Raw genomic sequence first — 24,370 nt, forward strand, 5'->3', positions numbered from 1 at the left:
CGCTCAAGTCATTCTGTGCGGGTTGAAGATGCCGGCCGGGTCGAAAGCGTGCCGCAGGCGCTGGTGGATTTTTTCAATGGCCGGCGCCAGCGGGTGGAACACGCCCACGGCCTTGTCGCCGCCGCGGAACAGGGTGGCGTGGCCCCCAAGCGCGGCCACGGCCTGGCGGATGTGCTGGCTGCCTGCCGCATCGGCATCGCCGTCGAGCTTGAGCCAGCGCTGCGCCCCGCCCCATTCGATCAGCTGGCGCCCCTTTACAATCACGGCGCTGGCGTGCGGCGGCAGCGACAGGCGCCACAGGCTGCCCGCGCCCGCGAAGAAAGCGTGCGTCTGTTCGCGCACGGACAGCCAGAAGGCGGCCGCGTCTTCCTGCGCCAGCAACTCGCCATTCAAGGATTGCAGGGCCGCCGACACGGCCGCCTCGGCGCCGGACAGGCGCACGCGCAAGACGCCGTCATGCCAGCAACTGGCGGAAATGGGCAGCGGCTTGCCCGCCCATTCATTGAGCATGCGCAAAGCGGCGATTTCCGCGCATTCCAGGCGCAAGGTCGCTTCGCGCAGCGGCAAGGGCAGCACTTTCAGCGACACTTCCAGGATCAGGCCCAAGGTACCCAGGGACCCCGCCAGCAGGCGCGCGACATCGTAGCCGGCCACGTTCTTCATCACCTGTCCGCCGAAGGCCAGGCGCTGGCCGTGGCCATCCATCAGCACGGCGCCCAGCACAAAGTCGCGCAAGGCTCCCGCGCTGGCCCGGCGCGGGCCGGACAGGGCGCTGGCGACGACGCCGCCCACCGTGGCGCCCGGCCCGAAATGGGGCGGCTCGAAGGCCAGCATCTGGTTGCGCGCGGCCAGCGCCGCTTCAATGTCCGCCAGCGGCGTGCCGCAGCGGGCCGTGATCACCAGCTCCGTCGGTTCATAGTCGATGATGCCCGCATACGCGCGCGTATCGAGCACCTCGCCTGCCAGCTGCTGGCCATACCAGTCTTTTGTGCCGCCGCCGCGCAGGCGCAAGGGGCGGCCTGCCGCGCTGGCCGCCAGGATCTGCTGCCTGAATTGTTCCGCTATCGCTTGCAAAAGAGTCTCCGGAAAATTAAAAACGGGGCAGGTTGGCGAACGGCAGGCGTCCCGCCGTCACATGCATCTTGCCGAATTCGGCGCAGCGGTTCAAGGTGGGAATCGCCTTGTCCGGGTTCAGCAAGGCATGGGGATCGAAGGCGCGCTTGACGGCAAAGAAGGCATCGAGTTCGGCGCGCGTAAATTGCACGCACATGGAATTGATCTTTTCCATGCCCACGCCATGTTCGCCCGTGATGGTGCCGCCCACGGCCACGCACAGGGCCAGGATGTCCGCGCCAAACGCTTCGGCGCGCTCGAATTCGCCGGGCATGTTGGCGTCGAACAGGATCAAGGGGTGCAAATTGCCGTCGCCCGCGTGGAACACGTTGGCGCAGCGCAAGCCATGCGTCGTTTCCATGCCGGCGATGCCCGTCAGGACTTCGGCCAGGCGCTTGCGCGGGATGGTGCCGTCCATGCAGTAGTAGTCGGGCGAGATGCGTCCCGCCGCGGGAAAGGCGTTCTTGCGGCCGGACCAGAATTTCATGCGCTCCGCTTCCGACTGCGACACGGCGATGGCGCTGGCGCCCGCCCCTTCCAGCACGGCCGTCATGCGGGCGATTTCCTCTTCCACTTCCTCGTGCGTGCCATCCGCTTCGCACAGCAAGATGGCGGCCGCGTCGATGTCGTAGCCGGCCTTGACGAACGGTTCGACCATGCGCGACGACGTCCGGTCCATCATTTCCAGGCCGGCCGGGATGATGCCGGCCGCGATCACGTTGGCCACCGCATTGCCGCCCGTGACGACGTCGTCAAAGGACGCCATGATGACCCTCGCCGTGGCCGGCTTCGGGATCAGCTTGACCGTCACTTCCGTGACGATGCCCAGCATGCCTTCGGAGCCGATGAAGACGGCCAGCAAGTCGAAGCCGGGCGAATCGAGGCATTCGCCGCCCAGTTCCAGCACGTCACCGTCAATGGTAACAACACGCACGCGCAGCACATTGTGCACGGTCAAGCCGTATTTCAGGCAATGCACGCCGCCCGAGTTTTCCGCCACGTTGCCGCCGATGCTGCAGGCGATTTGCGAGGACGGGTCGGGCGCGTAGTACAAGGCATGTTGCGCCGCCGCTTCGGAAATGGCCAGGTTGCGCACGCCCGGCTGCACCACGGCCGTGCGCGCATACGCGTCAAGGCGCACGATGCGGTTCAAACGCGCCGTCGACAGCACCACGCCATCGGCGATGGGCAAGGCGCCGCCCGACAGACCCGTGCCCGCGCCGCGCGGCACGATCGGCACCTTCAACGCGCGGCAGACGCCGAGGATGGCGATGACCTGTTCTTCCGTATCGGGCAACGTCACCACCATCGGCAGCTGGCGGTAGGCGGCCAGGCCATCGCATTCGTACGGGCGCGTATCTTCGGCGTCGGACAGCACGCAGCGGGCCGGCAGCACGGCCAGCAGGGCCGCGACGACTGCTTGCTGGCGCGCGGCGGTCAATCCGGATTCAGGGGCGGCATTGAGCATAGGATGTGAGCAAAAGTGCATGGGCGTGCAACGATTGTAAGCACAAAAGCGGCGCGCAGCGCATTTTTTGTCCTATTTGCGGGCAAATCCGGGGCCAGGCGGCGCGCGGTGTCGTATGCTGCCCCCATTCTTCTTTACAGGATCGACATCATGGGCAACCGACTTTCGAAAATCGCCACGCGCACGGGCGACAATGGCAGCACCGGCCTGGGCGACGGTAGCCGCACCAGCAAGGACAGTGTCCGGATCCACGCCATGGGCGACGTGGACGAACTCAATTCGAATCTGGGATTGCTGCTGTGCGAAGCCATGCCCGACGCCTTGCGCGACGAACTGGTGGCCATCCAGCACGATCTGTTCGACCTGGGCGGCGAAATCTGCATCCCCGGCTACCAGTTGATCAAGGAAGAGCACGTGCTGCGCCTCGACGACTTGCTGGCGAAATACAATGCCGACTTGCCGGCCTTGAGCGAATTCATCCTGCCGGCCGGTTCGCGCGCCGCCTCGCTGGCGCATGTGTGCCGCACCGTGTGCCGCCGCGCCGAGCGCAGCATCGTCGCGCTGGCCAATGCGGAACCGCTGCACGAACATCCGCGCCAGTACGTGAACCGCCTGTCGGACCTGCTGTTCGTGCTGTCGCGCGTGCTGAACCGCTTTGCCGGCGGCAGCGACGTGCTGTGGCGGCATGACCGCACGCGGGGATAATGCATCCAAAGCCGGCTTGGCCAGCGTACTGGCTGGCCGGTAAAATTATTTATTTATGGCAAGTACGGATCACAGCGGTCGTTGCATAGCATGTGTGCCTTGGTACAGGCACCTGGCGACATCGGATTTTTAATCATGCACTGTTCCAGGTTGTCATCGCAAGTCAGATAGCATTCCAGGTCGCCGTCGCCGGCGATCGCATACGAAGCGCTAACGCCCATGGCAAACAAAAAGAAACCCAGCTTTTTGAACATAAGCACTCCTTTTCGGGAATGAGGGACTGCAGGACGGTTGAGGTGATGCAGCCGGCCCAGCCAGGATGCTGGCGACCGGCCATCCTCATTTATGGCAAGATCGGATCGCAGCTGGCGTAGCAAATCTGTTGCATCCTTCTGCACGCGCCTGGCGACCCCGGCTGGCTGGTCATGCACTGTTCCAGCTCGGCGTTACACTGCGAGTAGCATTCCGGATCGCCGCCACCGGCGATCGCATACGAGGCGCTGAGGCCCATGGCAAACAAAAAGAAACCCAGTTTTTTAAACATCGGTACTCCTTTGCAGAAATGTCAGACGAGGGGCAACATCCATGGCGCGCCGTCTCTTACGCTCCATCCATAAACGGGTATGGCATCCGCGCGTCAATTACGTGGCGGGCGCAGGCATTCCTTCTGGCAAGCCTGATAATTCTCCATGCAGGCCGGCTGGCCGAATTCCACGCAATCGAGCAGGTTGCGTTCGCAGACAAAGGTGCAGTCAGGGCCAAATGCCTGGGCGCTGAAGGACAGGGCGGCGCCGACGGTAAACAGAAAAGCGGCAATCTTTTTGGACATGGTCAGCCTTTCAGGTGAATACGTTGAAACGTCAGATTTTCTTCAGCGCCGCTTCCAGCGCGCCCGTATTGAAACCCTGGATCTTGCGGTTGCCGATCAACACCACGGGCACGCCGCCGCCGCCGAGTTCTTCATGGGCTTTTCTCGCTTCCGGCGATTTTTCGATATCGAGATCGACAAAGTCGATCTTGTTTTCCTTGAAGTACGCGCGCGTCTTGGCGCAATAGCCGCACCAGTCCGTGCCGTACAACACCACCTTCGCCTGGGCATTCGGGAAATACGCGGCGTAATTGCCTTCCGTGTAAGTCGATTTGAATAAACCAGGCAATAAAGACAGGCCATAACCGCTGCCCAGGCCGGCGGCCAATATCACGCCATACATGGCGATGGTTTTAATTTTTTTCTGCATCATAAGTATTGTCAGAGGCGAAAATGATCGATGGCGGACGACGCAGCATGCGCTTGCCGCCCGCCTTGCAACGCACGGGTATCAGGCACCGATTTCGCAGACTTTCAGGCAGGCTTTGTAACTGCCGATGCAAAATGGGGACCTCTCGCCATTTTGCATCGTGCATTCCCGCCATTCTTCCTCGCAGGCAGAGCAGCCGATATCCGAAGCGTAGGCATAGGAAGCACTCAATCCCAGGGTAAAAATAAATGCTGCAATCTTTTTCATTTACTACTCTCCATGTTGGCGATTGCCTCAGGCAATCGCGTCAGACCAGTCGTAAGAAATTTCTTCTTTGCTTGCTACAAAATCGAATATAGACCGCACTTATTTTAGAGTCAACGTTTCCTTCCGATAAATTTCCACTTTGGAAAATATATCGGGAAAGCCCATCGAATGTGGAATTTGGAGAGATTGGGAGGCGCCAAACGTCTATACAATATCGGCGCCGCAAGCAGGTAAAGGCCGGCTGCGGGCGCAGCCGGCCGAGCGGCTACAGCACTTCCAGAAAACTCTTCAACGCAATGATTTCATCGGACGTCAGCTGCAAGCGCTGCAGCAGGGGCGACGTGACGGGAAACTTCGGATCGGCCGCCTGCTGCGCATTCTGCGGCACGGGGCGCGACATGCCCGCGTTGTACATGTTCAGCAAACCCACCATCTGCGGGAACAGGCCGTTGTGCATCCACGGCCCCGATTGCGCCACGCCGCGCAAACCGGGCGTGCGGAACTTGCCAACGTCCTCATCCTTGCCCGTCACCAGGTAGCGTCCCAGGTCTTCGTATTTCTTGCGCCCGTAATACGTCAATCCCAGGTTGTGGAATTGCTGGTCCGTCAGCAAGGCGCCGCTGTGGCAAGTCATGCAGCGCGCCTTGGTGCGGAACAGGTGCAGGCCCAGCAGCTCGCGGTCGTTCAAGTCGGCGCGCTGCCCTTCCAGGAAGGTATCGAAACGAGTGACAGGCGGCAACAAAATGCGCTGGTAGTCGGCCAGCGCCGTCAGGATGCGCGGCAAGGTCACGCCGGCGCCCCGGCCGAAGGCGGCGTCGAATTGCGCCGGATAGTCATCGAGCGCGGACAGCTTGGCCGCCAGGGCCGGCACGTCCATGGCCATCTCGTCCGGATGCTGCAAGGGGCCCAGCGCCTGCTCTTCCAGGGTGGCGGCGCGGCCATCCCAGAACAGCGACTTGATCTGGCCCACGCCCAGCAGGCCCGGCGCATTGCGCTGGCCCAGACGGCCTTCGTGGCCGACGGAGGCGCGCTTGCTGTCGGCAAAGCTGTGGGCGGGACTGTGGCAGCTGATGCAAGCCACCGCGTTCGCACGCGACAAGCGCGGGTCGTTGAACAAGCGCTGCCCCAGCGCCGCGACGGCCGGTGCCACGGGCGGCACAGGTATGGCCGAGACGGGCGCCATTTCCGCGGCGGCCACGCCGACGGGCAGGTGCGGACGGGGCCAGTCGGCAATGGGACGGGCATACGCCTGGCGCAGACAGGCTGCATTCCAGCCCGCCGGCGTGGCGCAAACGGTGGTAGTGGCTTCGCGCGCCGCCGCATCCCCTCCTGCAGGCAATCCCACTGTCATGGCCAGCAGCGCTGCGGCCACCCATCCGGTCTTTCCTGCTGTAAATCTATACACGTCGCTCATTCCTCTTTTGTACGCTGGCTTCGAGCAATGATAACCAGCAACATGGCAACAGCACAGCGAAAGGGGACAGGGCTTGTCTATTCGGCGATCTGCGTCAATTTTCCCGGCGTTTCCTCCGCCTGCGCCTGCACATGTTCGCGCAGCAAGCCGCGCAGCAACTGCACTTGCGCCACGGCATCGGCCTGCAGCGGCGTCAGGCTGTCGGCAACGCAGGGACCAGGCGCGCTGGCGTCGGCGGCGCCGCGCAGCAAGGCATCGATTTCCCCGCTGACGCCGGCGATCCACTGCTGCAGTGCGGGCGGCGCCGGCTCGGCCTGGGGACTCAGGCTGATGCGCGCCGTACTGCCCGCCACGCGGCGCAGCAGCGGCAAGGTGCGCAGCGCCGCCAGGCCCACGCCGCTGCTGCGGTCCAGGCGGCGCTCGATGCGCAAGCGCTGCAAGACCTGTTCCGCGTTATTGCTGGCCAGCCCCGCCTCGCGGCGCAGGCGCGCGATGGCGCTGTCCCACTTTCCGCCCGCCGCCAGCACGGCCAGCAGGTATTTCAGGTTGGCCGACACGGCCTTGGCCAGGCGCTGGTCCAGGTCGTCCGCCTCGCGGTCGGGCCACAGGAAAAACGTGGCCAGCAAGGCCAGCACGCAGCCCAGCACATTGTTGCCCAGACGACTCATCGCATACACCATCTCGCTGGCCGGCGCCGCATAATCGGCCACCAGCACGAAGGCGGGCGTCATGAACAGCACGTGCAGGCTGTAGCTGACACGGCGCAAGGCCATGGTGGCGACGATCAGGGGAAACACCACGAGCGAAATGCCCAGCGGCGTGTAAATGACCAGGCCGATCAGCACGGCCAGCACGGCGCCCAGCACGCTGCCCGCCACCCGCTCGATGCCGCGCGGCCAGGTGGTCGACACGGACGGCTGCAGTATCAATAAGGTCGCCATGGTGGCCCAGTAGCCGAACGGAATGTGCAGCGCCTCGACCAGCAGGAAGCCGGCCGTCGTTGCCAGCGACACGCGCGCCGCATGGCGCCAGCTCAGCGACTGCGGCGTGGCGTTGACTTTCGCCGTCTGCCACGCCTGCCCCAGCGCCAGGAAGGCCGCTTCGCGCCACGGCAGCTGCGCCGCGCGCGGCAAGCCCAGCTCCATGAAGTCCACGTTCAGGCGCAGCGGCAGCAAGGCGCCCAGCGCCGCTTCCAGGCGCCGTCCGCAGCCAGCCAGGCGGCGCTGCAATTCCAGTGGCGGCGTTTCCGGCTGGCGCTGCACGGCTTGCCCCAGGCGGCGCAGCAGCACGGCCATCACTTCCAGGCTGCGCCGCGCGCGCGGGTCCTGGCGCAGACGCTGCTGCTCGCGCTCGCACGTATGCGTGACGGCGATCAGATAGGCGAAGATGCGCTCGGCGTCGCTGAGCGCCAGCAGCAAGTTGTCGTACAGGGCGCTGCGGCCGGCGCGCGCGGGCGGCACGGCGGCCAGCGCCACGCGCGCCGCTTCCAGCGCGGCGCGCGCCTGCGAACGGTAGCTGGCGCCATGCGCGGCAACGTCCGCCTGCGCCGCATCATGTGCGAGGAAGCGCGCATTGTCGCGCGCGATGCCGGCCAGGCGCGAATACGCGGCGCGGATGGCGCGCCGGCTCGGGCCGAACGGGTGGATGCGCCAGACGGTAAAACTGAGCACGGTGGCGAACAGGCAGCCGAACATGTACAGGCCCAGGAAAGGCGCCGCCTGCGTCATCGATGCCAGCGGATGCGTGACCATCACCACGCAGGCCGTGGCGGCCAGGATGGCCACTTGCGCCGTGGCCGCGCCCCAGATGCGCGCCAGCGCGCCGGCCCAGGAAAACAGCAGCACGGCGATGGCTGCCGTCGCCACGCCATGGCCGGCCGCCAGCGCCGTCAGGCCGCCGGCCACCGTCGACAGCAAACCGAAGCCCACCATCGAGACGAAGCGCATGCGCCGCGTGCCGGCCGCGTCGGCCAGGCACGTCCAGAAGGCGCCGATGGCGGCCCAGGAAAAATCGGGATGGTCGAACAGCAGGCCCAGCAGCAGCATGGCGCTCGAGGCGCATGCGGCCCGCAAGCCTTCGGACAGGTTCGTTTCATCGATGGCCAGGCTGACCATCCACAGGGGACGGCGCTGCGCCAGGGTGTCGGTATAGGCGTGCACGCCCGTCAGCCAGCGGCCGGCCAGTGCGCGCGAACGGCGGTGAAGTTTCCTGAGATACAAGTTGGACTTTGAAAGGGTATCAAAGCGTCATCGTAGCATTCTCGAGCGAAAAATGTTGCAGTGCAACGTAAAATCCCCGAAGGCGAAAAAAAAGCGACACCGCGGTGTCGCTTTTCCGTATGCACGCCAGCTTAGCTGACGGCTGCCAGGCGCGGCGGCTGCGTGCCGCCAAAGCGCTGTTCGATCGAGGCGGCGATGCCGCTGGCGTCCAGGCCGACGCTTTTCAGCAGCTGCACGGGGTCGCCATGGTCGATGAAGGTGTCGGGCAAGCCCAGCATCAGGATAGGCTTGACGATGCCCTCCGCCGCCAGGGCCTCGGCCACGGCCGAGCCGGCGCCGCCCATGATGCAGCCCTCTTCCACCGTCACCAGGTAATCGTGCTCGGCAGCCAGCTGTTTCACCAGTGCCACGTCGAGCGGCTTGACGAAGCGCATGTTGGCCACCGTCGCGTCGAGCTTCTCGCCTGCCGCCACGCTAGTCGCCACCATCGAGCCGAAGGCCAGGATGGCGATGCGCTGGCCCTGGCGCTTGATCTCGCCCTTGCCGATCTCGATGCTGGTCAGTTCCGGCACGATGGCCACGCCCGCGCCGGCGCCGCGCGGATAGCGGATCGCGGCCGGACCTGGGTAGTGGTAGCCCGTGGTCAGCATTTGCCGGCATTCGTTTTCATCCGACGCGGCCATGATGACCATGTTCGGGATGCAGCGCAGGAACGCCATGTCGTAGTTGCCCGCGTGCGTGGCGCCGTCGGCACCCACCAGGCCGGCGCGGTCCAGCGCGAACGTCACGTCCAGGTTTTGCAGGGCCACATCGTGGATCAGCTGGTCGTAGGCGCGCTGCAGGAAGGTCGAATAGATGGCCACGACGGGTTTCAAGCCTTCGCAAGCCAGGCCCGCGCCGAACGTCACGGAATGCTGCTCGGCAATGCCGACGTCAAAGTAGCGGGTCGGAAACTTCTGTTCGAACTTGACCATCCCCGAGCCTTCGCGCATGGCCGGCGTGATGCCCACCAGGCGCTTGTCGTGCGCGGCCATGTCGCACAGCCAGTTGCCGAACACTTCCGTGTACGTCATCTTGGCGGGCGCCGTTGCCGGCTTGATGCCTTCGGCCGGGTTGAACTTGCCCGTGCCGTGGTACAGAATCGGTTCCGCTTCGGCCAGCTTGTAGCCCTGCCCCTTCTTGGTCACCACGTGCAGGAATTGCGGACCCTTCAATTGCTTGATATTTTGCAAGGTTGGGATCAGCGAATCGAGGTCGTGGCCATCGATGGGGCCGATGTAATTGAAACCGAATTCCTCGAACATGGTGGCGGGCACGACCATGCCCTTGGCATGCTCTTCAAAGCGCTTCGCCAGTTCCAGCACGGGGCCGGGCAAGACGGACTTGCCGACGTTTTTCGCGGCCGCATAGAACTGGCCCGACATCAATCGCGCCAGGTGGCGGTTCAGCGCGCCCACGGGCGGCGAGATCGACATGTCGTTGTCGTTCAGGATCACCAGCAGATTGACATCTTCCTGCACGCCCGCATTGTTCATCGCCTCGAAAGCCATGCCGGCCGTCATCGAGCCGTCGCCGATCACGGCGATCGCGTGCAGCGGGTCGCCCTTGATCTTGGCAGCTTGCGCCATGCCCAGCGCGGCGGAAATGGACGTCGACGAATGCGCCGTGCCGAAGGTGTCGTATTCGCTTTCGTCGCGCTTCGGGAAGCCGGAAATGCCGTCTTTCTGGCGCAGGGTGTGCATGCGCTCGCGGCGGCCCGTGAGGATCTTGTGCGAATAGGTCTGGTGGCCCACGTCCCAGACGATGCGGTCGTGCGGCGTGTTGAAGACGTAATGCAGCGCGACGGTCAGCTCGACCGTGCCCAGGTTGGACGACAGGTGGCCGCCCGTCTTGGAAACGGAATCGAGCAGGAAGCTGCGCAATTCCTGGGCCAGCGGCACCAGTTGCGAGCGGGCCAGCTTGCGCACTTGCGCTGGTTCATTGATGGTTTCTAACAGTTTCATTTATGCCTTCCGCTGCACGACCAGGTCCGCCAGCTCGCGCAAACGGCGTGCCTTGTCCCCGAATGGCGCCAGCGCCGCATGGGCGTCGCACCGCAATTGTTCTGCCAGGGCTTTCGATGGTTCCAGCCCCAGTATCGATACGTAGGTGGGCTTGTTGGCGGCCGCATCCTTGCCTGCCGTCTTGCCCAGGGTGGCCGAATCGGCCGTCGCGTCGAGCACGTCGTCGACCACCTGGAACGCCAGGCCCACGGCGCGCGCATACGCGTTCAGCGCCGTCATGTCGTCCGCCGTCAAGTCCTTGCCGGCCAGCGCGCCGAGAATCACGGCCGCGCGCAGCAAGGCGCCCGTTTTGAGTTGATGCATCTGTTCCAGCTGCGGCAAGGTCAAGGCCAGGCCGACGCTGTCGAGGTCGATCGCCTGGCCGCCGCACATGCCGGCCGAACCGGAGGCGTGCGCCAGCAGCTTGATCATGGCCATTTGCCGCGCGGGAGGAATCGCCGCGCCGTCGGCCAGCAGCATGAACGCCTGCGATTGCAGCGCGTCACCGACCAGCAGGGCCGTCGCCTCGTCGTAGGCGATGTGCACGGTGGGCTTGCCACGGCGCAAGGCATCGTCATCCATGCAGGGCATGTCGTCATGCACGAGCGAATACACGTGAATCATTTCCAGCGCGCAAGCAGCGCGCGCGAGGGTATCTTGATCGGCATCAAACAATTCGCCAGCCGCCATCACCAGCAGCGGGCGCACGCGCTTGCCGCCGCCCAAGAGCGCATAGCGCATGGCAGCGTGCAGCTTGTGCGGCACCGCGTCCGCCGCCGGCAGGAACTGGTCGAGCCGGCCTTCCACGCCGGACTGGGTGCTTTGCATCCAGTCGCCGAAGGTCACGCCGTCTTGTTGCATGCTGGCCATCATTGGGCGGCCTCGCCGGCATCCGTGAACGGTTTCAACATGTCGCCTTCGAGTACTTTCACCTGCGCTTCGACACTGTCGAGCTGGGTCGCGCAATACTTGACCAGTTCCGAGCCGCGCTGATACGCCGCGACCGATGCTTCCAGCGGCAACTGGCCCGCTTCCATTTGCGTTACCAGCTGCGCCAGTTCCGCCATTGCCTCTTCAAACGAGGCCGGCACTGCGGCAGCGGCAGTTAATTTCTTCGACATAGACTCAGATCTCTTCGTGGCACGAGGGGCTTGTAGGGAGACGCCGGGGATTCCCGGCCAGCATAGAAGCGTTATTTTAGAACAAACCACACTATTAAGTGAAAACTAAAGCGCAATCGACGCGCTCAAAGTCAATAGCGTTGCCAGCTTGTCAGTAGATTTTAGCCGAATCGCCCCTCTGCGCCGGAAATTGCGCGCCAAATGACAATGTTTCTCATTAAAAGCCTATTTGCCGGGGGGTTTTGATAATGCCGAGGCCGATCCGCGCTATAATCGCCGGTTCTGTCCGAAATACCGTTTCAACAAATTTGAATTCAGGTCTTTGCGGATTCTTTCTCTCTGTAGCGGTTGCCCAGGGAATGGCCTGGGGCACTGCTGACCGTTGTACATTTATGGGGGGTTGGGATGTCCGATCTGGCTACTCACGCCAAGCTGGCGCGCTCAAACGCGCAACTTCCGGTCCACGTCTATTTTGACGAAACGCTGTTGCAGCGTGAAATGCAGCAATTGTTCCAAGCCGGCCCGCGCTATGTCGGGCACGAGCTGATGGTGCCGGAAACCGGCGATTTTGCGACCCTGGCGTCTGAGAACGAAGGGCGCATGCTCGTGCGCAACGCCAATGGCATCGAAGTGCTGTCCAACGTGTGCCGCCACCGGCAGGCGCTGATGTTCAATGGCCGCGGCAATGCGAACCATATCGTCTGCCCGCTGCACCGCTGGACCTACGACCTCAAGGGTGAACTGATCGGTGCGCCGCATTTCCCCGAGACGCCGTGCCTGAACCTGTCGAAAACGCCGCTGCAAAGCTGGAATGGCTTGCTGTTCGAGCAAAACGGCTACAACGTGATGGAAAAATTGAAAGATTTGTCCGTCTCGAAAGACCTCGATTTTTCCGGCTACATGTTCGACCACGTGGAAATCCACGAGTGCGACTACAACTGGAAGACTTTCATCGAAGTCTATCTGGAAGACTATCACGTCGAACCGTTCCACCCGGGCCTGGGCAGCTTCGTCAGCTGCGACGACCTGCGCTGGGAATTCGGCAAGGATTACAGCGTGCAGACGGTGGGCGTGCACCGCGGCTTGCAGCAAGCCGGTTCGCCTGCCTACAAGAAATGGCAAGAGCAGGTGCTGCAATTCCGCGGCGGCGAAGCGCCGCCGTACGGCGCCATCTGGCTGACCCTGTATCCGAACATCATGGTCGAATGGTATCCGCACGTGCTGGTCGTCTCGACCCTGTGGCCCGACGGCCCGCAAAAGACGCGCAACGTGGTGGAGTTCTATTACCCAGAAGAAATTGTGTTGTTCGAGCGCGACTTCGTCGAAGCGGAACGGGCTGCCTACATGGAAACCTGCGTCGAGGACGATGAAATCGCCCAACGCATGGATGCGGGCCGCAAGGCCCTGATGGCGCGCGGCGTGAGCGAAGTAGGCCCTTACCAGTCGCCGATGGAAGATGGCATGCAGCATTTCCACGAGTGGTACCGCAACAATATCGAACTGTAATCCCTCAAGGGCCGCCTCGTGCGGCTTTTTTTATCCCCGCGTTTTTCAGGAATCAGATGCAATCTCTTTGGATGCTGTTTGCAAGTTTCATGTTTGCCATCATGGGCGTGTGCGTCAAATTGGCGTCGGACATGTATTCGACGTCTGAAATCGTCATGTACCGCGGCATCATCGGCATGGCCGTCATGAGCTGCACGATTTTGTACCAGGGCGGAAGCTTTAAAACCACGATGCCGGGCCAGCATCTGTGGCGCGGCGTGGTGGGCGTGATCGCCCTGTGGCTGTGGTTTTATGCGATCGCCATCCTGCCGCTGGCCACGGCCATGACGCTCAATTACATGGCGCCCATCTGGATCGCCGTGATTTTGCTGGCGGGCGGCTGGTGGAAGGCGACGCAGCAGGTCGAGTGGCCGCTGGTGGCGGCGATCGCCATGAGCTTTGTCGGCGTGACCCTGCTGCTGCAACCCGTGTTCGAAACGGACCAGGCGGCTGGCGCCATCACGGCCTTGATTTCCGGCATGTTGTCAGCCCTCGCCTACCTGCAAGTGCGCAAGCTGGGCTTGCTGGGTGAACCCGAATACCGGGTCGTATTCTATTTCTCGGTCGTCAATTTCCTCGCCGGCGTGATCGGCCACGTGGCCAGCGTCGGCGGCGGCCCCGTCGTCTGGCATGCGCACACGAGCGGCTACGGCATCGGCTTGCTGGCCGCCATCGGCCTGTGCGCCACCATGGCGCAGATGGCCATGACGCGCGCCTACCGCCTGGGCAAGACCCTCGTGGTGGCCAATCTGCAATATACAGGCATCGTCTTTTCCAGCTTCTGGGGCGTGGTGATCTTTGGCGACCTGTTCGACTGGCATGGCTGGGCCGGCATCGGCATCATTCTCGCTTCCGGCATCGCGGCAACCTATTACAATACCCGCAACACGGCCCGTGGCGCCGCGATCGCGCGCACGGATCCCATCGCCAGCGAAGTGTAAGGAGTCATGACCTTGTATACGACCTTGATCAACAGCAATGATTTGTCCAGCCACGTGAATGACAGCAACTGGGTCATCCTCGATTGCCGCCACGACTTGCTCAACCCGACGGCCGGCAGCGACGCGTTTGCCGCCGGCCACATCCAGAACGCCCAGTTCGCCGATATCGACACGGCCCTGTCCGGCCCCAAGACGGCGCGCGGCCCCGCCTTCACGGGCCGGCATCCCTTGCCCGACCGCAACGCCCTGCTGGCCACCCTGCGCGGCTGGGGCATCAATGACGACACGCAAGTGGTCGCCTATGACGGGCAAGGCGGCATGTTCGCCGCCCGTTTGTGGTGGCTGCTGCGCTGGGTCGGCCATCCAGCCGTGGCCGTGCTCGACGGCGGCCTGGCCGCCTGGCAGGCACAAGGCTTGCCGCTGGTCACGCCCGTGGCGCCCCGTCCTGCCGGCAAGCTCACGGAAAAAGCCAGCCTGACGCGCACGGTCACCGTGCAAGACGTCATCGCCAACCTGGAAACCCGGGCCTTGACGGTCATCGACGCGCGCGCCCCCGACCGCTACCGGGGCGAGAATGAAACCATCGACCCCGTGGGCGGCCACATCCCCGGCGCGAAAAACCGTTTCTTCAAGGATAATTTACAAGCGGATGGCCGCTTTAAAAGTGCCGAGGAACTGCGGCGCGATTTCAGCGCATTGTTTGATGCACCGCAAGCGGCCATCCTGCAATGCGGCTCCGGCGTGACGGCTTGCCACAACTTGCTGGCCCTGGAAGTGGCCGGCTTGCCTGGCGCGGCCCTGTATCCGGGCTCGTGGAGCGAATGGTGCGCGGATCCGGCGCGGCCCGTGGCGACGGGTAACTAAAAAAAAGCGGACCTCGGTCCGCTTTTTTATGCACTGTGGGTAACTACGATGTTATCCCCAGCGCTTGATTCAACTGCTCCAGTTCCACCTGCCACGCCTGCTGGCTGGCCGGCTTCTGGTGGCGCGGTTTTCTCGCCAGGTCTTGCGCCAGCAATTGCTCCAGTTCGCACAAGCGTTCCAACTGGACGTCGATGTCGGTTTGCGCTGGCGCAAGCGCAGCCGTTTGCACGCGCGGCGCGGCTGCCGGCGCTTGCCCATCCTCAAGACTCAGCCGTGCATACGCGCTGGCCGCATCGGGCCACTCTTCCAGCCCGCCGTCGGCCACCACCCAGTAGCGGTTGCAGGCCGTCTCGATCAGGTCGCGGTCGTGCGACACCAGCAGGCAACCCCCTTCGAAGCCCTGCAGCGCCAGCCCCAGCTCCGCCTTGCCCTGCATGTCCAAGTGGTTGCTGGGCTCGTCCAGCAGCAATAAATGATAACTGGCCAAGGAGAGGCCCAGGAACAGCAGCCGCGCCCGCTCGCCGCCACTCAGGGTGGCCACCGTCTGGCCATGGCGCGCATACGGAAAACCGGCCGTTATCAACGCCTGCTTGCGCGCCACCTGGCTGCGCGCAGCCTCGTTTTGCACGGCGAACGGGTACAGGGCGTCGGACAGGTCGGCCGTATCGGCCAGTTGCTTGAGCGACTGGTCGTAATAGCCGATGTTTGCCGCCTTGTGGTAGCGCAAGTCCGTCCGCTCTTGCTGCGCCTGGATCGCTTGCCAGCACAGGCGCAGCAGCGACGACTTGCCGCTGCCGTTGGCGCCCAGCAAGGCGATGCGGTCACCCGGTTTCAGCCACAGCTGGCCGACGTGGAACAGCACGGGAGACGCGGGCACGGCACGCACGTCCAGTCCGTCCAGCGCCAGCAGCTGGTCGGCCGCCAGCACCTTGCCGCGCAGACTCAAGCGCCACGGCGCGCCATCGCTGACGAACGATTGCTCATCTTTCAACTTGTCGATGCGCCGCTGCATGGTCTTGGCCTTGCGCGCCAGGTCTTCATTGTCATAGGTGCGGCCCCACAGGGCCAGGCGGGCGCTGCTGGCCGACAGGCGGTCGATTTCCTTCTGTTCGGCCGCATGGCGGGCGGCGGCGGCAATATCGGCCTCGGCCAGCGCCGCCAGCGCGGGGCCGCACGGCAAGTCGAAATCGTAGAGACGGCTATCGCGCAAGATCCAGCTGCGCGTGGCCACGTTGTCGAGCAATCGCTGGTCGTGCGAGACGAGGATGAAGGCGCCGCGCCAGGCCAGCAGGAATTGCTCCAGCCACAGCAGCGACGGCAAGTCCAGGTGATTGCTCGGCTCATCGAGCAGCAGCACGTTCGGCTCTTGCAGCAGGGCACGCCCCAGCAGCAGTCGCGTGTGCTGGCCGCCGGACAGAGAATGCACGGGCACTTGCGCCGTATCAACATCAAAGCCCAGTTCGGCCAGCAGGCTGTCGACCCGCCAATGCAGTTCCGGCTGCTCCAGCACGGGTGCCAGCAAGGCGTCGTACAGGCTCAGGCTGGCAAGTTCCGGCGGCAAGTGCTGCTCCACGTGCTGCAAGCGGCAGGCACGGGAATAATGGATGGTGCCGGACGTGGCTGCACGCGTGCCGCTGAGCAAGCCCAGCAAGGTGGATTTGCCGCAGCCATTGTGGCCGATCAGGCCGATGCGGTCGCCCTGGCGCAAGGTAAAGGCGAGTTCATTGAAGAGGAAACCGTCGTGGGTATCCAGTTGTAAAGCTTGTGTCGAGATCAGGGTAGTCATGGCTCTTGTCTTTGTTCGGGATGCAAGCATCCGCGTTAACAGGAGCGCTAACGACAACGGAGTACCAGGAAAGGACTCGTATAGGAGGGTGACTTTGCTCTGGCCAGGTTATCGCAGCGCGATAGAACGTGGGCAAGAGCTGGCAAATGCGCTTAAAGAGCGTGCGCGCCATACGGCGAGCAACAAGTTTTCTTCCATGATATTTTCCTCCTTTCTGTGCAAGTTAGTCAGAAAGGCAATATAGCATAGGTAGCACTGCGCCGGCAGTGCCGGACATCAACCGCCGTGGCGCTTATGCGTCAGGAACAGCACGATGCACACGCCCAGCGCGATCAGCAGCACTTGCGGGATGGTTTCGCGCAAGGTGGCGCGGCGCTGCATCTGCGGCATCAGGTCGCTCAAGGCGATGTAGATGAAGCCGGACGAGGCAAACACGAGCACGTAAGGAATCAGGTTGCTGGCGCGGTCCAGGGTGAAATAGCCGAGCAAGCCGCCCGCCACCGCCATCAGGCTGCACAGCAGATTGAAGATGTAGGCGCGCAGGCGCGAGAAACCCGCGTTGAGCAGCACGATGAAGTCGCCGATTTCCTGCGGGATTTCATGCGCGATGATGGCCAGGCCCGTCACCAGGCCCAGCTTCGGGTCGGCCAGGAAGGCGGCGGCGATCAAAATGCCGTCCGTAAAGTTGTGCATGCCGTCGCCCACCAAAATCATCCAGCCGGACTTGCCCGCTTCGTGCTTGTCGTGGCCGTGCGCGTGGTGGTGACCGTCGCCTTCGTGGTGGTGCGAATGGCGCAAAATCGCGAATTTTTCCAGCATGAAAAAGGCCAGCAAGCCCGCCAGCAGGGTGGCGAACAGGCTGCGCGGGTCCGCCTGCGATTCGAACGCTTCGGGCAAGGCGTGCAGCAGGGACGTCGACAACATGATGCCGACGGACAAGCTGACCATGCGCTCGACCACTTTGGAAAGGAATGCAAACGAAAAGATCGCCGCCGCGGTAATGCTGAACACGCCCGCGATCGTGGTCGCGAGCAAAATGGATATAAGGACGGGATCGATGATTTTCTTACCTCAAAATGGCGCCGGGTCACTGGCGCCCGCGATGCTGGCGTCTGGCCTGATGAATGCGTTGTTATCTATTGTTTAATTTTTTGCGCGTCTGGCGGCAGCGTCGCGCGATGAAGATGCAATTGTACTGCATTGGCGCGCACCGGGCATTTTACAGCCCGGTGCGGCTTGCGCGTCAATTTCTGGGAAATGCGGTATTTTTCTGTTGCGGCATCACGCCACACCGTGCTTTTTGAACCAGGCCAGGCAACGCGCATAACCGTCTTTTGCATCGGTCGCCACATAGCTGGGGCGGTAATCGGCATTGAAGGCGTGGCCCGCATCGGGATACACGACAAACTCGGATTGGTTGCCGCCCTTGGCCAGCGCATCCTTCATCTTCGCGATCGACTCCTGGCTGATGCCCGTATCCTTGCCGCCATACAAGCCCAGCACGGGGACTTTCAGGCTGGCGGCGATATCGATGGGGTTGCTCGGCTGCAAGGCAGTCGGTTCGCCGACGAGGCGGCCATACCAGGCCACGCCCGCCTTGATGGCCGGATTGTGCGCCGCGTACAGCCACGTGATACGCCCGCCCCAGCAAAAACCCGTGATGCCCAAACGGCTCGTGTCGCCGCCATTCTGTTTCGCCCATGCAACAACCGCATCGAGGTCCGCCATCACTTGCGCGTCCGGCGTCTTGGCGATGATGCCCTTCATTAAATCGGCAATGCTGGCCACCTTGGTGGCATCGCCCTGGCGCACGAACAGGTCGGGAGCCAGCGCCAGATAGCCCTGCTTGGCGAAGCGGCGCGCCATGTCGGCGATATGTTCATGCACGCCAAAGATTTCCGAAATGACCAATACCACGGGCAAACCCGTCTTGCCTTCCGGCTGGGCCGCATACACGGGCACGGCCTGGCCATCGACCATCACCGACATGCTTCCCGTGACGAGTCCGGCGGAATCCGTCTTGACGACGTTTTGCGCCGCCACGGGCAGCACGGCCACGGCAAAGCCCGTGCCCAGCGCCACCTTCAGGAAACCACGCCGGCCGTCCGGCCCGGACAAGCTGCTCTGGCCCAGCAAACTTTCACAATCGGTGATCATGTCGCTCATGCGTTTCTCCTGAAAATGTTGCATTAAGTGAAGTCAAATCTCTGGACCCAGACAAAATCGTAGCGAGCGGCCCCGAGTTCTGGCCGAGAAGCGCAACTGTGCCAGGCACGGGGCCGCCGAGGCAGTGAGCATCGCAGGCCGGAAATCGCGCCGCGCAGTAGATTTGGTCTGGTGTCCTAGTGCGCTTCGTCCCAATTGCGTCCTACGCCCACCTCGGCCGTCAGCGGCACTTTCAGCGCGGCCACGCCCGCCATCAGTTCCGGCAGCTTGCGCTTGACCAGTTCCAGCTCGGCGTCCGGCACTTCCAGCACCAGTTCATCGTGCACCTGCATGATCATCTTCGTCTGCAAGTTGTCCGCTTCCAGCCAGCCTTGCACGGCGATCATGGCCAGCTTGATCAGGTCGGCGGCCGTGCCCTGCATGGGCGCGTTGATCGCCGCCCGCTCCGCGCCCTGACGGCGCGGGCCATTCGGCGAATTGATTTCCGGCAACCACAAACGGCGGCCGAACACGGTTTCCACGTAGCCGCGCGCCTTCGCTTGCTGGCGCGTGTCTTCCATGTACTGTTTCACGCCGGAAAAACGGGCAAAGTAGCGGTCGATATAGCTTTGCGCGGCCGTGCGGTCCACGCCCAGGTTACCGGCCAGGCCGAATGCGCTCATGCCGTAGATCAAACCAAAGTTGATGACCTTGGCGTAGCGGCGCTGTTCGCTCTGCACTTCCGCGGCCGGCACGCCAAAGATTTCGGCGGCCGTGGCGCGGTGAATGTCGATGCCGTCGGCAAACGCGCGCAGCATGGCTTCATCGCCCGAGATATGCGCCATGATGCGCAATTCGATCTGCGAATAGTCGGCCGAGACGATGTGGCTGCCCGGCGGCGCAATGAAGGCTTCGCGGATGCGGCGCCCTTCCGCGCTGCGGATGGGAATATTCTGCAAGTTCGGGTCATTCGACGCCAGGCGGCCCGTCACGGCCACGGCTTGCGCATAGTTCGTGTGCACGCGCCCCGTGGTGACGTTGATCATCTTCGGCAATTTATCCGTGTAGGTCGACTTCAGCTTGGCCATGCCCCGGTATTCGAGCAGCACTTTGGGCAGCGGATAATCCTCGGCCAGCTTTTGCAGCACTTCCTCATCCGTCGACGGCGCGCCCGTTGGCGTCTTCTTGACCACCGGCAGTTTCAATTTCTCAAAGAAAATTTCGCCGATCTGCTTGGGCGAGCCCAGGTTGAATGGCTGTTCGGCCAGCTCATACGCCTTCTTTTCCAGTTCCAGAATCTTGACGGCCAGCTCGGCCGACTGGATGTTGAGCAATTCATCGTCGATCAGCACGCCGTTGCGCTCGATCTTTTGCAAGACCACGGCCGTCGGCATCTCGATCTTTTCATAGATGAAGGTCAGCTTCTCATCATTTGCCACATTGCCCCACATGGCATTGTGCAAGCGCAAGGTGACGTCCGCATCCTCGGCCGCGTATTTCGCCGCCTGCTCCACTTCCACCTGGTTGAACGTAATCTGCTTGGCGCCCTTGCCGCACACGTCCTCGAACGGGATGGTCGTGTAATTCAGGTGGCGCAGGGCCAGGCTGTCCATGTCGTGCTTCTTGTGCGATTCGAACACATACGATTCGAGCAAGGTATCGTGGGCGATGCCGCGCAACGTCACGCCGTGGTTGGCGAAGATGTGGCTGTCATACTTGAGGTTCTGGCCCAGCTTGGGCTTGTTCGCATCTTCCAACCATGGACGCAGTTTCGCCAGCACGTGTTCGCGCGTCAACTGTTCCGGCGCGCCCGCGTAATCGTGGGCCAGCGGGATATAGCAGGCGGCGTGCTCTGCCACGGAGAGGGAAATGCCGACCATTTGCGCCGTCATCGGTTCCAGCGACGTGGTTTCCGTATCGACGGCCGTCAAAGCCGCCGCATCGATCAGGGCGATCCATTTGTCCAGCTGCTCGTCCGTCAGCACGGTTTCATACACGGCGTCCACGGCCGGAGCGGCATCGGCAAACATGTCGCCCGTCGTGTTGGCGGCAGCGCCGCCAGGTGCCGGTGCGCCAACGGGCGACATCGGCGGCGGCGTGGCGCCCAGTTCGCGCAGCAGGGCCTTGAAGCCGTAGCGCTGGAAGAAGGCCAGCAGCGCTTCCTTGTCTTCGTGTTTCGCCACCAGCGAGTCGGCGATGGTCGTCATGTGTTCGGACAAGTCGCAATCGGTCTTGACGGTGATCAAGGCGCGCGCCTGCGGCAGCCATGGCAGGGCCGTGCGCAGGTTTTCACCCACGGCGCCGCCCACCTTGGCCGCGTTTTCCATCACGCCTTCCAGGCTGTCGTACAAGGTCAGCCATTTGACGGCCGTCTTCGGGCCGCACTTCGAGACGCCCGGCACGTTGTCGACCGTATCGCCGATCAGCGACAGATAATCGATGATGCGGTTCGGCGGCACGCCGAACTTGACCAGCACGGCCGCTTCATCGAGCTTTTCATTGCTCATGGTATTGATCAGGGTCACCTGGCTGTTGACCAGCTGCGCCAGGTCCTTGTCGCCCGTCGACACCACCACATCCATGCCGGCGGCGGCCGCCTGCACGGCCAGGGTGCCGATCACGTCGTCCGCTTCCACGCCGTCGACCATCAGGATAGGCCAACCCATGGCGCGCACGGCTTCGTGGATCGGTTCGATCTGCAGGCGCAGGTCGTCCGGCATCGAGGCGCGCGTGGCCTTGTATTCCGGATACATGTCATCGCGGAAAGTTTTGCCTTTGGCATCGAAAACGCAGGCGATATAGGCGGCCGGGTAGTCGGCGCGCAGGCGGCGCAGCATGTTGACCATGCCGTGCATGGCGCCCGTGGGATAGCCGTCCGGGCTGCGCAGGTCGGGCAGCGCATGGAAGGCACGATAGAGGTAACTGGAACCGTCGACTAACAGCAGGGTGTTTTGCATAATGCCAATAAAATAAGGTGAGCCGCGCCAGCCGGGAAGAAACAGCGGCAGGCGGGCGGAATATCGCCCAATTATCGCAGAGTTTAGGGCCGCGCCACCGGCCGCAACGCCTGCCGCTTCCGGCGTTTTTGCCACCCTGGCGGCCCCGTGCGGGCGCGCGGGCCGCCACTGCCGGCCATTTCGGCACATTAATCAGCCGTATTAAACAGCATTGCCTACCAGTTTGTTACAATGCCTTATAGATAAATTGACGGCATTACACTACTGCACGCGCTGCAGTCCCTCACATGGAAGCGAACCCATCATGATGCGTACATCGACACTCTGGACATTCCTCGCCCTGCCCCTGCTGGCATGTTCGGCCATCGCCAGCGCCCAGACGCCGGCCAAACCGAGCGACGCGCCGCCACAACTGGAACGCATCGAGGAAATGGGCGAAGCGCCCATCACCGTGGCGCCGGCCGCGGCCAAGCAGCAGATTACCGAAAAACGCGAAGCGGGCGTGACGTCCGAAGTGAAAGTGACGAGCGGCGGCAGCACCTATTACATGAAGCCGGCCGCCGGCGGCGACCAGGCCCACAGCGGCGCCCTGCGCGGCCCGCAATGGAAAGTACTGGAATTTGATCTGGGCAAGAAGAAACAGAAACAACGCGACGAAGAGGCCGCGGACGCGCCAGCGCCGCCCGCACCAGCGAAGTAAGCAGCCACTCTCTTCTGCCCTGCCCCGGCCACCTGCGGGGCAGCCGGCTTTTTTTGACCTTTTAGACCATTCCTCTCTTTCCCATGGCAGTTTTTACCGCGCTACACCTGGACGATATCGGCCAGTGGATCACGCAATTTCCACTCGGCAAACCTCTGGCGCTCAAGGGCATCGCGTCCGGCATTGAAAACAGCAATTTCTTCCTGAGCACGGAGTGCGGCGAGTATGTGCTGACGATCTTTGAAAACCTCAGCTTCGAGCAATTGCCGTTCTATCTGCAACTGATGCGCCATTTGGCGGACCGGGGCGTACTGGTGCCGGCGCCGATCGCCAATGCGGACGGCGAACTGGTGACGGCCTTGCAAGGCAAGCCGGCCGCCATCGTCAGCAAACTCGACGGCAGCTCGCAGATGGCGCCGCAAGCCGTGCATTGCGCGGCCGTGGGCGCCATGCTGGCGAAGATGCACCTGGCGGCGCAGGATTTCCCCCTGCAACAGCCGAATCTGCGGGGCCTGGACTGGTGGAACACCACCACGCCGCTCGTCCTGCACCACCTCGACGATGCCAAAGCCCATTTGCTGCGCGCGGAAATCCACTTCCAGGACGCCTTTGCTGCCTGCGATACCTATAAAGCCATCCCGCGCGGTCCCGTGCATGCCGACTTGTTCCGCAACAACGTCATGTTTGACGGCGAACAACTGACGGGCTTTTTCGACTTTTACTTTGCCGGCTGCGACACCTGGCTGTTCGACGTGGCCGTCACCGTCAACGACTGGTGCGTGGACCTGGCCACGGGCGTGCTCGACAAGGCAAGAGTGCGCGCCCTGCTCGACGCCTACCAGGCCGTGCGTCCGTTTACGCATGAAGAACAGACGGCATGGCAACCGATGCTGCGCGCCGCCGCGCTGCGCTTCTGGCTGTCGCGCCTGTACGATTATTACCAGCCGCGCGAAGCGGAAATGCTGACCCCGCACGATCCCACGCATTTCGAACGCATTCTGCGCGAACGTATCGCCACACCTGCTCCGGAACTGTTTTAAACATGGAAAAATTACCTGCAAGTACAGGTTGGCAATGGGTGAAACAAGGCTTCGCCCTGTTTCGCAAGCAACCTGGCGGCATGTCGATGCTGTTTCTCGGCTATATGTTCTGCATGCTGGCCGTCAGCATCGTGCCCGTGCTCGGCCAGATGCTGCCCGTCATCCTCGTCCCCGTCTTTTCCGTCGCCTTCGTGCAAGGCTGCCTGAACATCGACCAGGGCAAGCGCGTCTTGCCCAGCCTGTTGATCTCGGGCTTCCGCAAGCCGGCCTTTCCTTCCCTGTTCGGCCTGGGCGTGCTGTACATCCTGATGGCCATCGTGGCCATCGGCGCCTCGACTTTGGTGGACGACGGCTTGCTGTGGCAACTGGTCACGGGGCAATTGACGGAAGAAGCGGCGCGCACCGCCATCCCCGAATCGCGCCTAGGCCTCGGCATCCTGCTGGCCATCGTGCTGTACGTGCCGGCCGCCATGGCCTTCTGCTTTGCCGCACCGCTGATCTACTGGAAACAAACCGGGCTGGGCAAGGCGCTGTTCTTCAGCTTTTTCGCCGTCTGGCGCTCGCTGTCGGCCTTCATCGTCTTCGCCGCCACCTGGTTCGCCATCAGCGTCGTCACCAGCCAGTTGCTGGCCGTCATCTTTGGCCGCACGCCGCTGATGATGCAACTGATGATGCCGCTGTCGATGATCTTGACCATCATCATGCATTGCTCGTTCTACGCCGCCTACCGCCAGATCTTCGGCTTGCCCGTCGATGAAAGCAAGACGGTGTCGCTGGACAAGCCCAACGACTGATTTTCACGCCG

The 24,370-nt window shown here is 62.9% G+C and carries 23 protein-coding genes and 2 pseudogenes; 8 read left to right on the plus strand and 17 right to left on the minus strand.

Going from position 1 to position 24,370, the window contains the following annotated elements; genetic code table 11:
• Positions 1-3: 3 nt before the first annotated feature.
• Positions 4-1,074: a glycolate oxidase subunit GlcE gene (gene glcE / locus O3301_RS24745; RefSeq protein WP_305057770.1), complete on the minus strand. Its 1,071-nt coding sequence runs from the start codon at positions 1,072-1,074 to the stop codon at positions 4-6.
• Between the two features lie 16 nt (positions 1,075-1,090).
• Positions 1,091-2,581: an FAD-linked oxidase C-terminal domain-containing protein gene (locus tag O3301_RS24750; RefSeq protein WP_305057771.1), complete on the minus strand. Its 1,491-nt coding sequence runs from the start codon at positions 2,579-2,581 to the stop codon at positions 1,091-1,093.
• A gap of 150 nt (positions 2,582-2,731) precedes the next feature.
• On the opposite strand from O3301_RS24750, the gene O3301_RS24755 reads away from it, so the two are divergent.
• Positions 2,732-3,286 carry a cob(I)yrinic acid a,c-diamide adenosyltransferase gene (locus tag O3301_RS24755; protein WP_099665482.1) on the plus strand — a complete coding sequence of 185 codons (555 nt, stop codon included), beginning with the start codon at positions 2,732-2,734 and terminating at the stop codon, positions 3,284-3,286.
• 53 nt (positions 3,287-3,339) lie between these two features.
• Here O3301_RS24755 and O3301_RS24760 read toward each other — a convergent pair whose 3' ends face one another.
• The 10 genes from O3301_RS24760 to O3301_RS24805 all read right to left on the minus strand — a co-directional run bounded on the left by O3301_RS24760 (position 3,340) and on the right by O3301_RS24805 (position 11,587).
• On the minus strand, positions 3,340-3,540 hold the full coding sequence (locus tag O3301_RS24760; RefSeq protein ID WP_289913615.1) for a hypothetical protein: 201 nt from the start codon (positions 3,538-3,540) through the stop codon (positions 3,340-3,342).
• Positions 3,541-3,629: 89 nt separating this feature from the next.
• A complete protein-coding gene (locus tag O3301_RS24765; protein ID WP_289913614.1) occupies positions 3,630-3,830 on the minus strand; it encodes a hypothetical protein in 201 nt (66 codons plus the stop codon).
• 93 nt (positions 3,831-3,923) lie between these two features.
• The gene (locus O3301_RS24770) at positions 3,924-4,115 is read right to left on the minus strand and encodes a hypothetical protein (protein ID WP_305057772.1); all 192 of its coding nucleotides are present in this window, start codon (positions 4,113-4,115) and stop codon (positions 3,924-3,926) included.
• Between the two features lie 31 nt (positions 4,116-4,146).
• On the minus strand, positions 4,147-4,527 hold the full coding sequence (locus O3301_RS24775; RefSeq protein ID WP_289913612.1) for a glutaredoxin family protein: 381 nt from the start codon (positions 4,525-4,527) through the stop codon (positions 4,147-4,149).
• 78 nt (positions 4,528-4,605) lie between these two features.
• Positions 4,606-4,791: a hypothetical protein gene (locus O3301_RS24780; protein ID WP_289906814.1), complete on the minus strand. Its 186-nt coding sequence runs from the start codon at positions 4,789-4,791 to the stop codon at positions 4,606-4,608.
• Positions 4,792-5,056: 265 nt separating this feature from the next.
• Positions 5,057-6,196: a cytochrome-c peroxidase gene (locus O3301_RS24785; protein WP_305057773.1), complete on the minus strand. Its 1,140-nt coding sequence runs from the start codon at positions 6,194-6,196 to the stop codon at positions 5,057-5,059.
• A gap of 86 nt (positions 6,197-6,282) precedes the next feature.
• Complete coding sequence (locus O3301_RS24790) at positions 6,283-8,424, minus strand: FUSC family protein (RefSeq protein WP_305057774.1); 2,142 nt, start codon at positions 8,422-8,424, stop codon at positions 6,283-6,285.
• A 131-nt stretch (positions 8,425-8,555) separates the two neighbouring features.
• Positions 8,556-10,427 carry a 1-deoxy-D-xylulose-5-phosphate synthase gene (dxs, locus tag O3301_RS24795; RefSeq protein ID WP_289900412.1) on the minus strand — a complete coding sequence of 624 codons (1,872 nt, stop codon included), beginning with the start codon at positions 10,425-10,427 and terminating at the stop codon, positions 8,556-8,558.
• Positions 10,428-11,327 (minus strand): polyprenyl synthetase family protein, encoded by a 900-nt coding sequence (locus tag O3301_RS24800; protein ID WP_289906811.1) that lies wholly within the window; start codon positions 11,325-11,327, stop codon positions 10,428-10,430.
• Positions 11,328-11,335: 8 nt separating this feature from the next.
• The gene (locus O3301_RS24805; RefSeq protein WP_251351026.1) at positions 11,336-11,587 is read right to left on the minus strand and encodes an exodeoxyribonuclease VII small subunit; all 252 of its coding nucleotides are present in this window, start codon (positions 11,585-11,587) and stop codon (positions 11,336-11,338) included.
• 405 nt (positions 11,588-11,992) lie between these two features.
• Here O3301_RS24805 and O3301_RS24810 point away from each other — a divergent pair, with 405 nt between their 5' ends.
• Both O3301_RS24810 and O3301_RS28630 read left to right on the plus strand, forming a co-directional pair.
• Positions 11,993-13,093: an aromatic ring-hydroxylating dioxygenase subunit alpha gene (locus tag O3301_RS24810; protein ID WP_092612841.1), complete on the plus strand. Its 1,101-nt coding sequence runs from the start codon at positions 11,993-11,995 to the stop codon at positions 13,091-13,093.
• Positions 13,094-13,164: 71 nt separating this feature from the next.
• Positions 13,165-13,542: pseudogene (locus tag O3301_RS28630) on the plus strand (EamA family transporter); the annotation flags it as partial.
• Here the strand turns inward: O3301_RS28630 and O3301_RS28635 are convergent.
• Positions 13,494-13,613, minus strand: a pseudogene (locus O3301_RS28635) (hypothetical protein); the annotation flags it as partial. The pseudogenes O3301_RS28630 and O3301_RS28635 overlap by 49 nt on opposite strands.
• A 472-nt stretch (positions 13,614-14,085) precedes the next feature.
• Here O3301_RS28635 and O3301_RS24820 point away from each other — a divergent pair.
• A complete protein-coding gene (locus tag O3301_RS24820; RefSeq protein WP_305057822.1) occupies positions 14,086-14,937 on the plus strand; it encodes a sulfurtransferase in 852 nt (283 codons plus the stop codon).
• A 43-nt stretch (positions 14,938-14,980) separates the two neighbouring features.
• Here the strand turns inward: O3301_RS24820 and O3301_RS24825 are convergent, their stop codons facing one another.
• Together O3301_RS24825 and O3301_RS24830 are read right to left on the minus strand one after the other, a co-directional pair.
• Entirely contained in the window at positions 14,981-16,723 is a 1,743-nt protein-coding gene (locus O3301_RS24825) for an ABC-F family ATP-binding cassette domain-containing protein (protein WP_305057776.1), read from the minus strand.
• 276 nt (positions 16,724-16,999) lie between these two features.
• Positions 17,000-17,758, minus strand: coding sequence for a ZIP family metal transporter (locus tag O3301_RS24830; protein WP_099665490.1), 759 nt, complete (start codon positions 17,756-17,758; stop codon positions 17,000-17,002).
• Between O3301_RS24830 and O3301_RS24835 the strand changes: the two genes are divergently transcribed.
• Positions 17,670-17,870: a hypothetical protein gene (locus tag O3301_RS24835; RefSeq protein ID WP_175539385.1), complete on the plus strand. Its 201-nt coding sequence runs from the start codon at positions 17,670-17,672 to the stop codon at positions 17,868-17,870. The two genes, O3301_RS24830 and O3301_RS24835, sit on opposite strands and share 89 nt — an antisense overlap.
• Before the next feature lie 134 nt (positions 17,871-18,004).
• Here the strand turns inward: O3301_RS24835 and O3301_RS24840 are convergent, their stop codons facing one another.
• Together O3301_RS24840 and polA are read right to left on the minus strand one after the other, a co-directional pair.
• Positions 18,005-18,889, minus strand: a complete 885-nt coding sequence (locus O3301_RS24840) for a dienelactone hydrolase family protein (RefSeq protein WP_305057777.1) — start codon at positions 18,887-18,889, stop codon at positions 18,005-18,007.
• A gap of 176 nt (positions 18,890-19,065) precedes the next feature.
• Positions 19,066-21,825 carry a DNA polymerase I gene (gene polA, locus O3301_RS24845; RefSeq protein WP_305057778.1) on the minus strand — a complete coding sequence of 920 codons (2,760 nt, stop codon included), beginning with the start codon at positions 21,823-21,825 and terminating at the stop codon, positions 19,066-19,068.
• 304 nt (positions 21,826-22,129) lie between these two features.
• Here polA and O3301_RS24850 point away from each other — a divergent pair, with 304 nt between their 5' ends.
• The 3 genes from O3301_RS24850 (at position 22,130) to O3301_RS24860 (ending at position 24,359) form a co-directional block, all read left to right on the plus strand.
• Positions 22,130-22,525: a hypothetical protein gene (locus tag O3301_RS24850; protein WP_070278239.1), complete on the plus strand. Its 396-nt coding sequence runs from the start codon at positions 22,130-22,132 to the stop codon at positions 22,523-22,525.
• Between the two features lie 83 nt (positions 22,526-22,608).
• Positions 22,609-23,565 (plus strand): homoserine kinase, encoded by a 957-nt coding sequence (locus O3301_RS24855; protein WP_305057779.1) that lies wholly within the window; start codon positions 22,609-22,611, stop codon positions 23,563-23,565.
• 2 nt (positions 23,566-23,567) lie between these two features.
• On the plus strand, positions 23,568-24,359 hold the full coding sequence (locus tag O3301_RS24860; RefSeq protein ID WP_034784808.1) for a BPSS1780 family membrane protein: 792 nt from the start codon (positions 23,568-23,570) through the stop codon (positions 24,357-24,359).
• Positions 24,360-24,370: the final 11 nt, after the last annotated feature.

Source organism: Janthinobacterium sp. SUN211 (assembly GCF_030587315.1).
Lineage (GTDB): Bacteria > Pseudomonadota > Gammaproteobacteria > Burkholderiales > Burkholderiaceae_D > Janthinobacterium > Janthinobacterium kumbetense.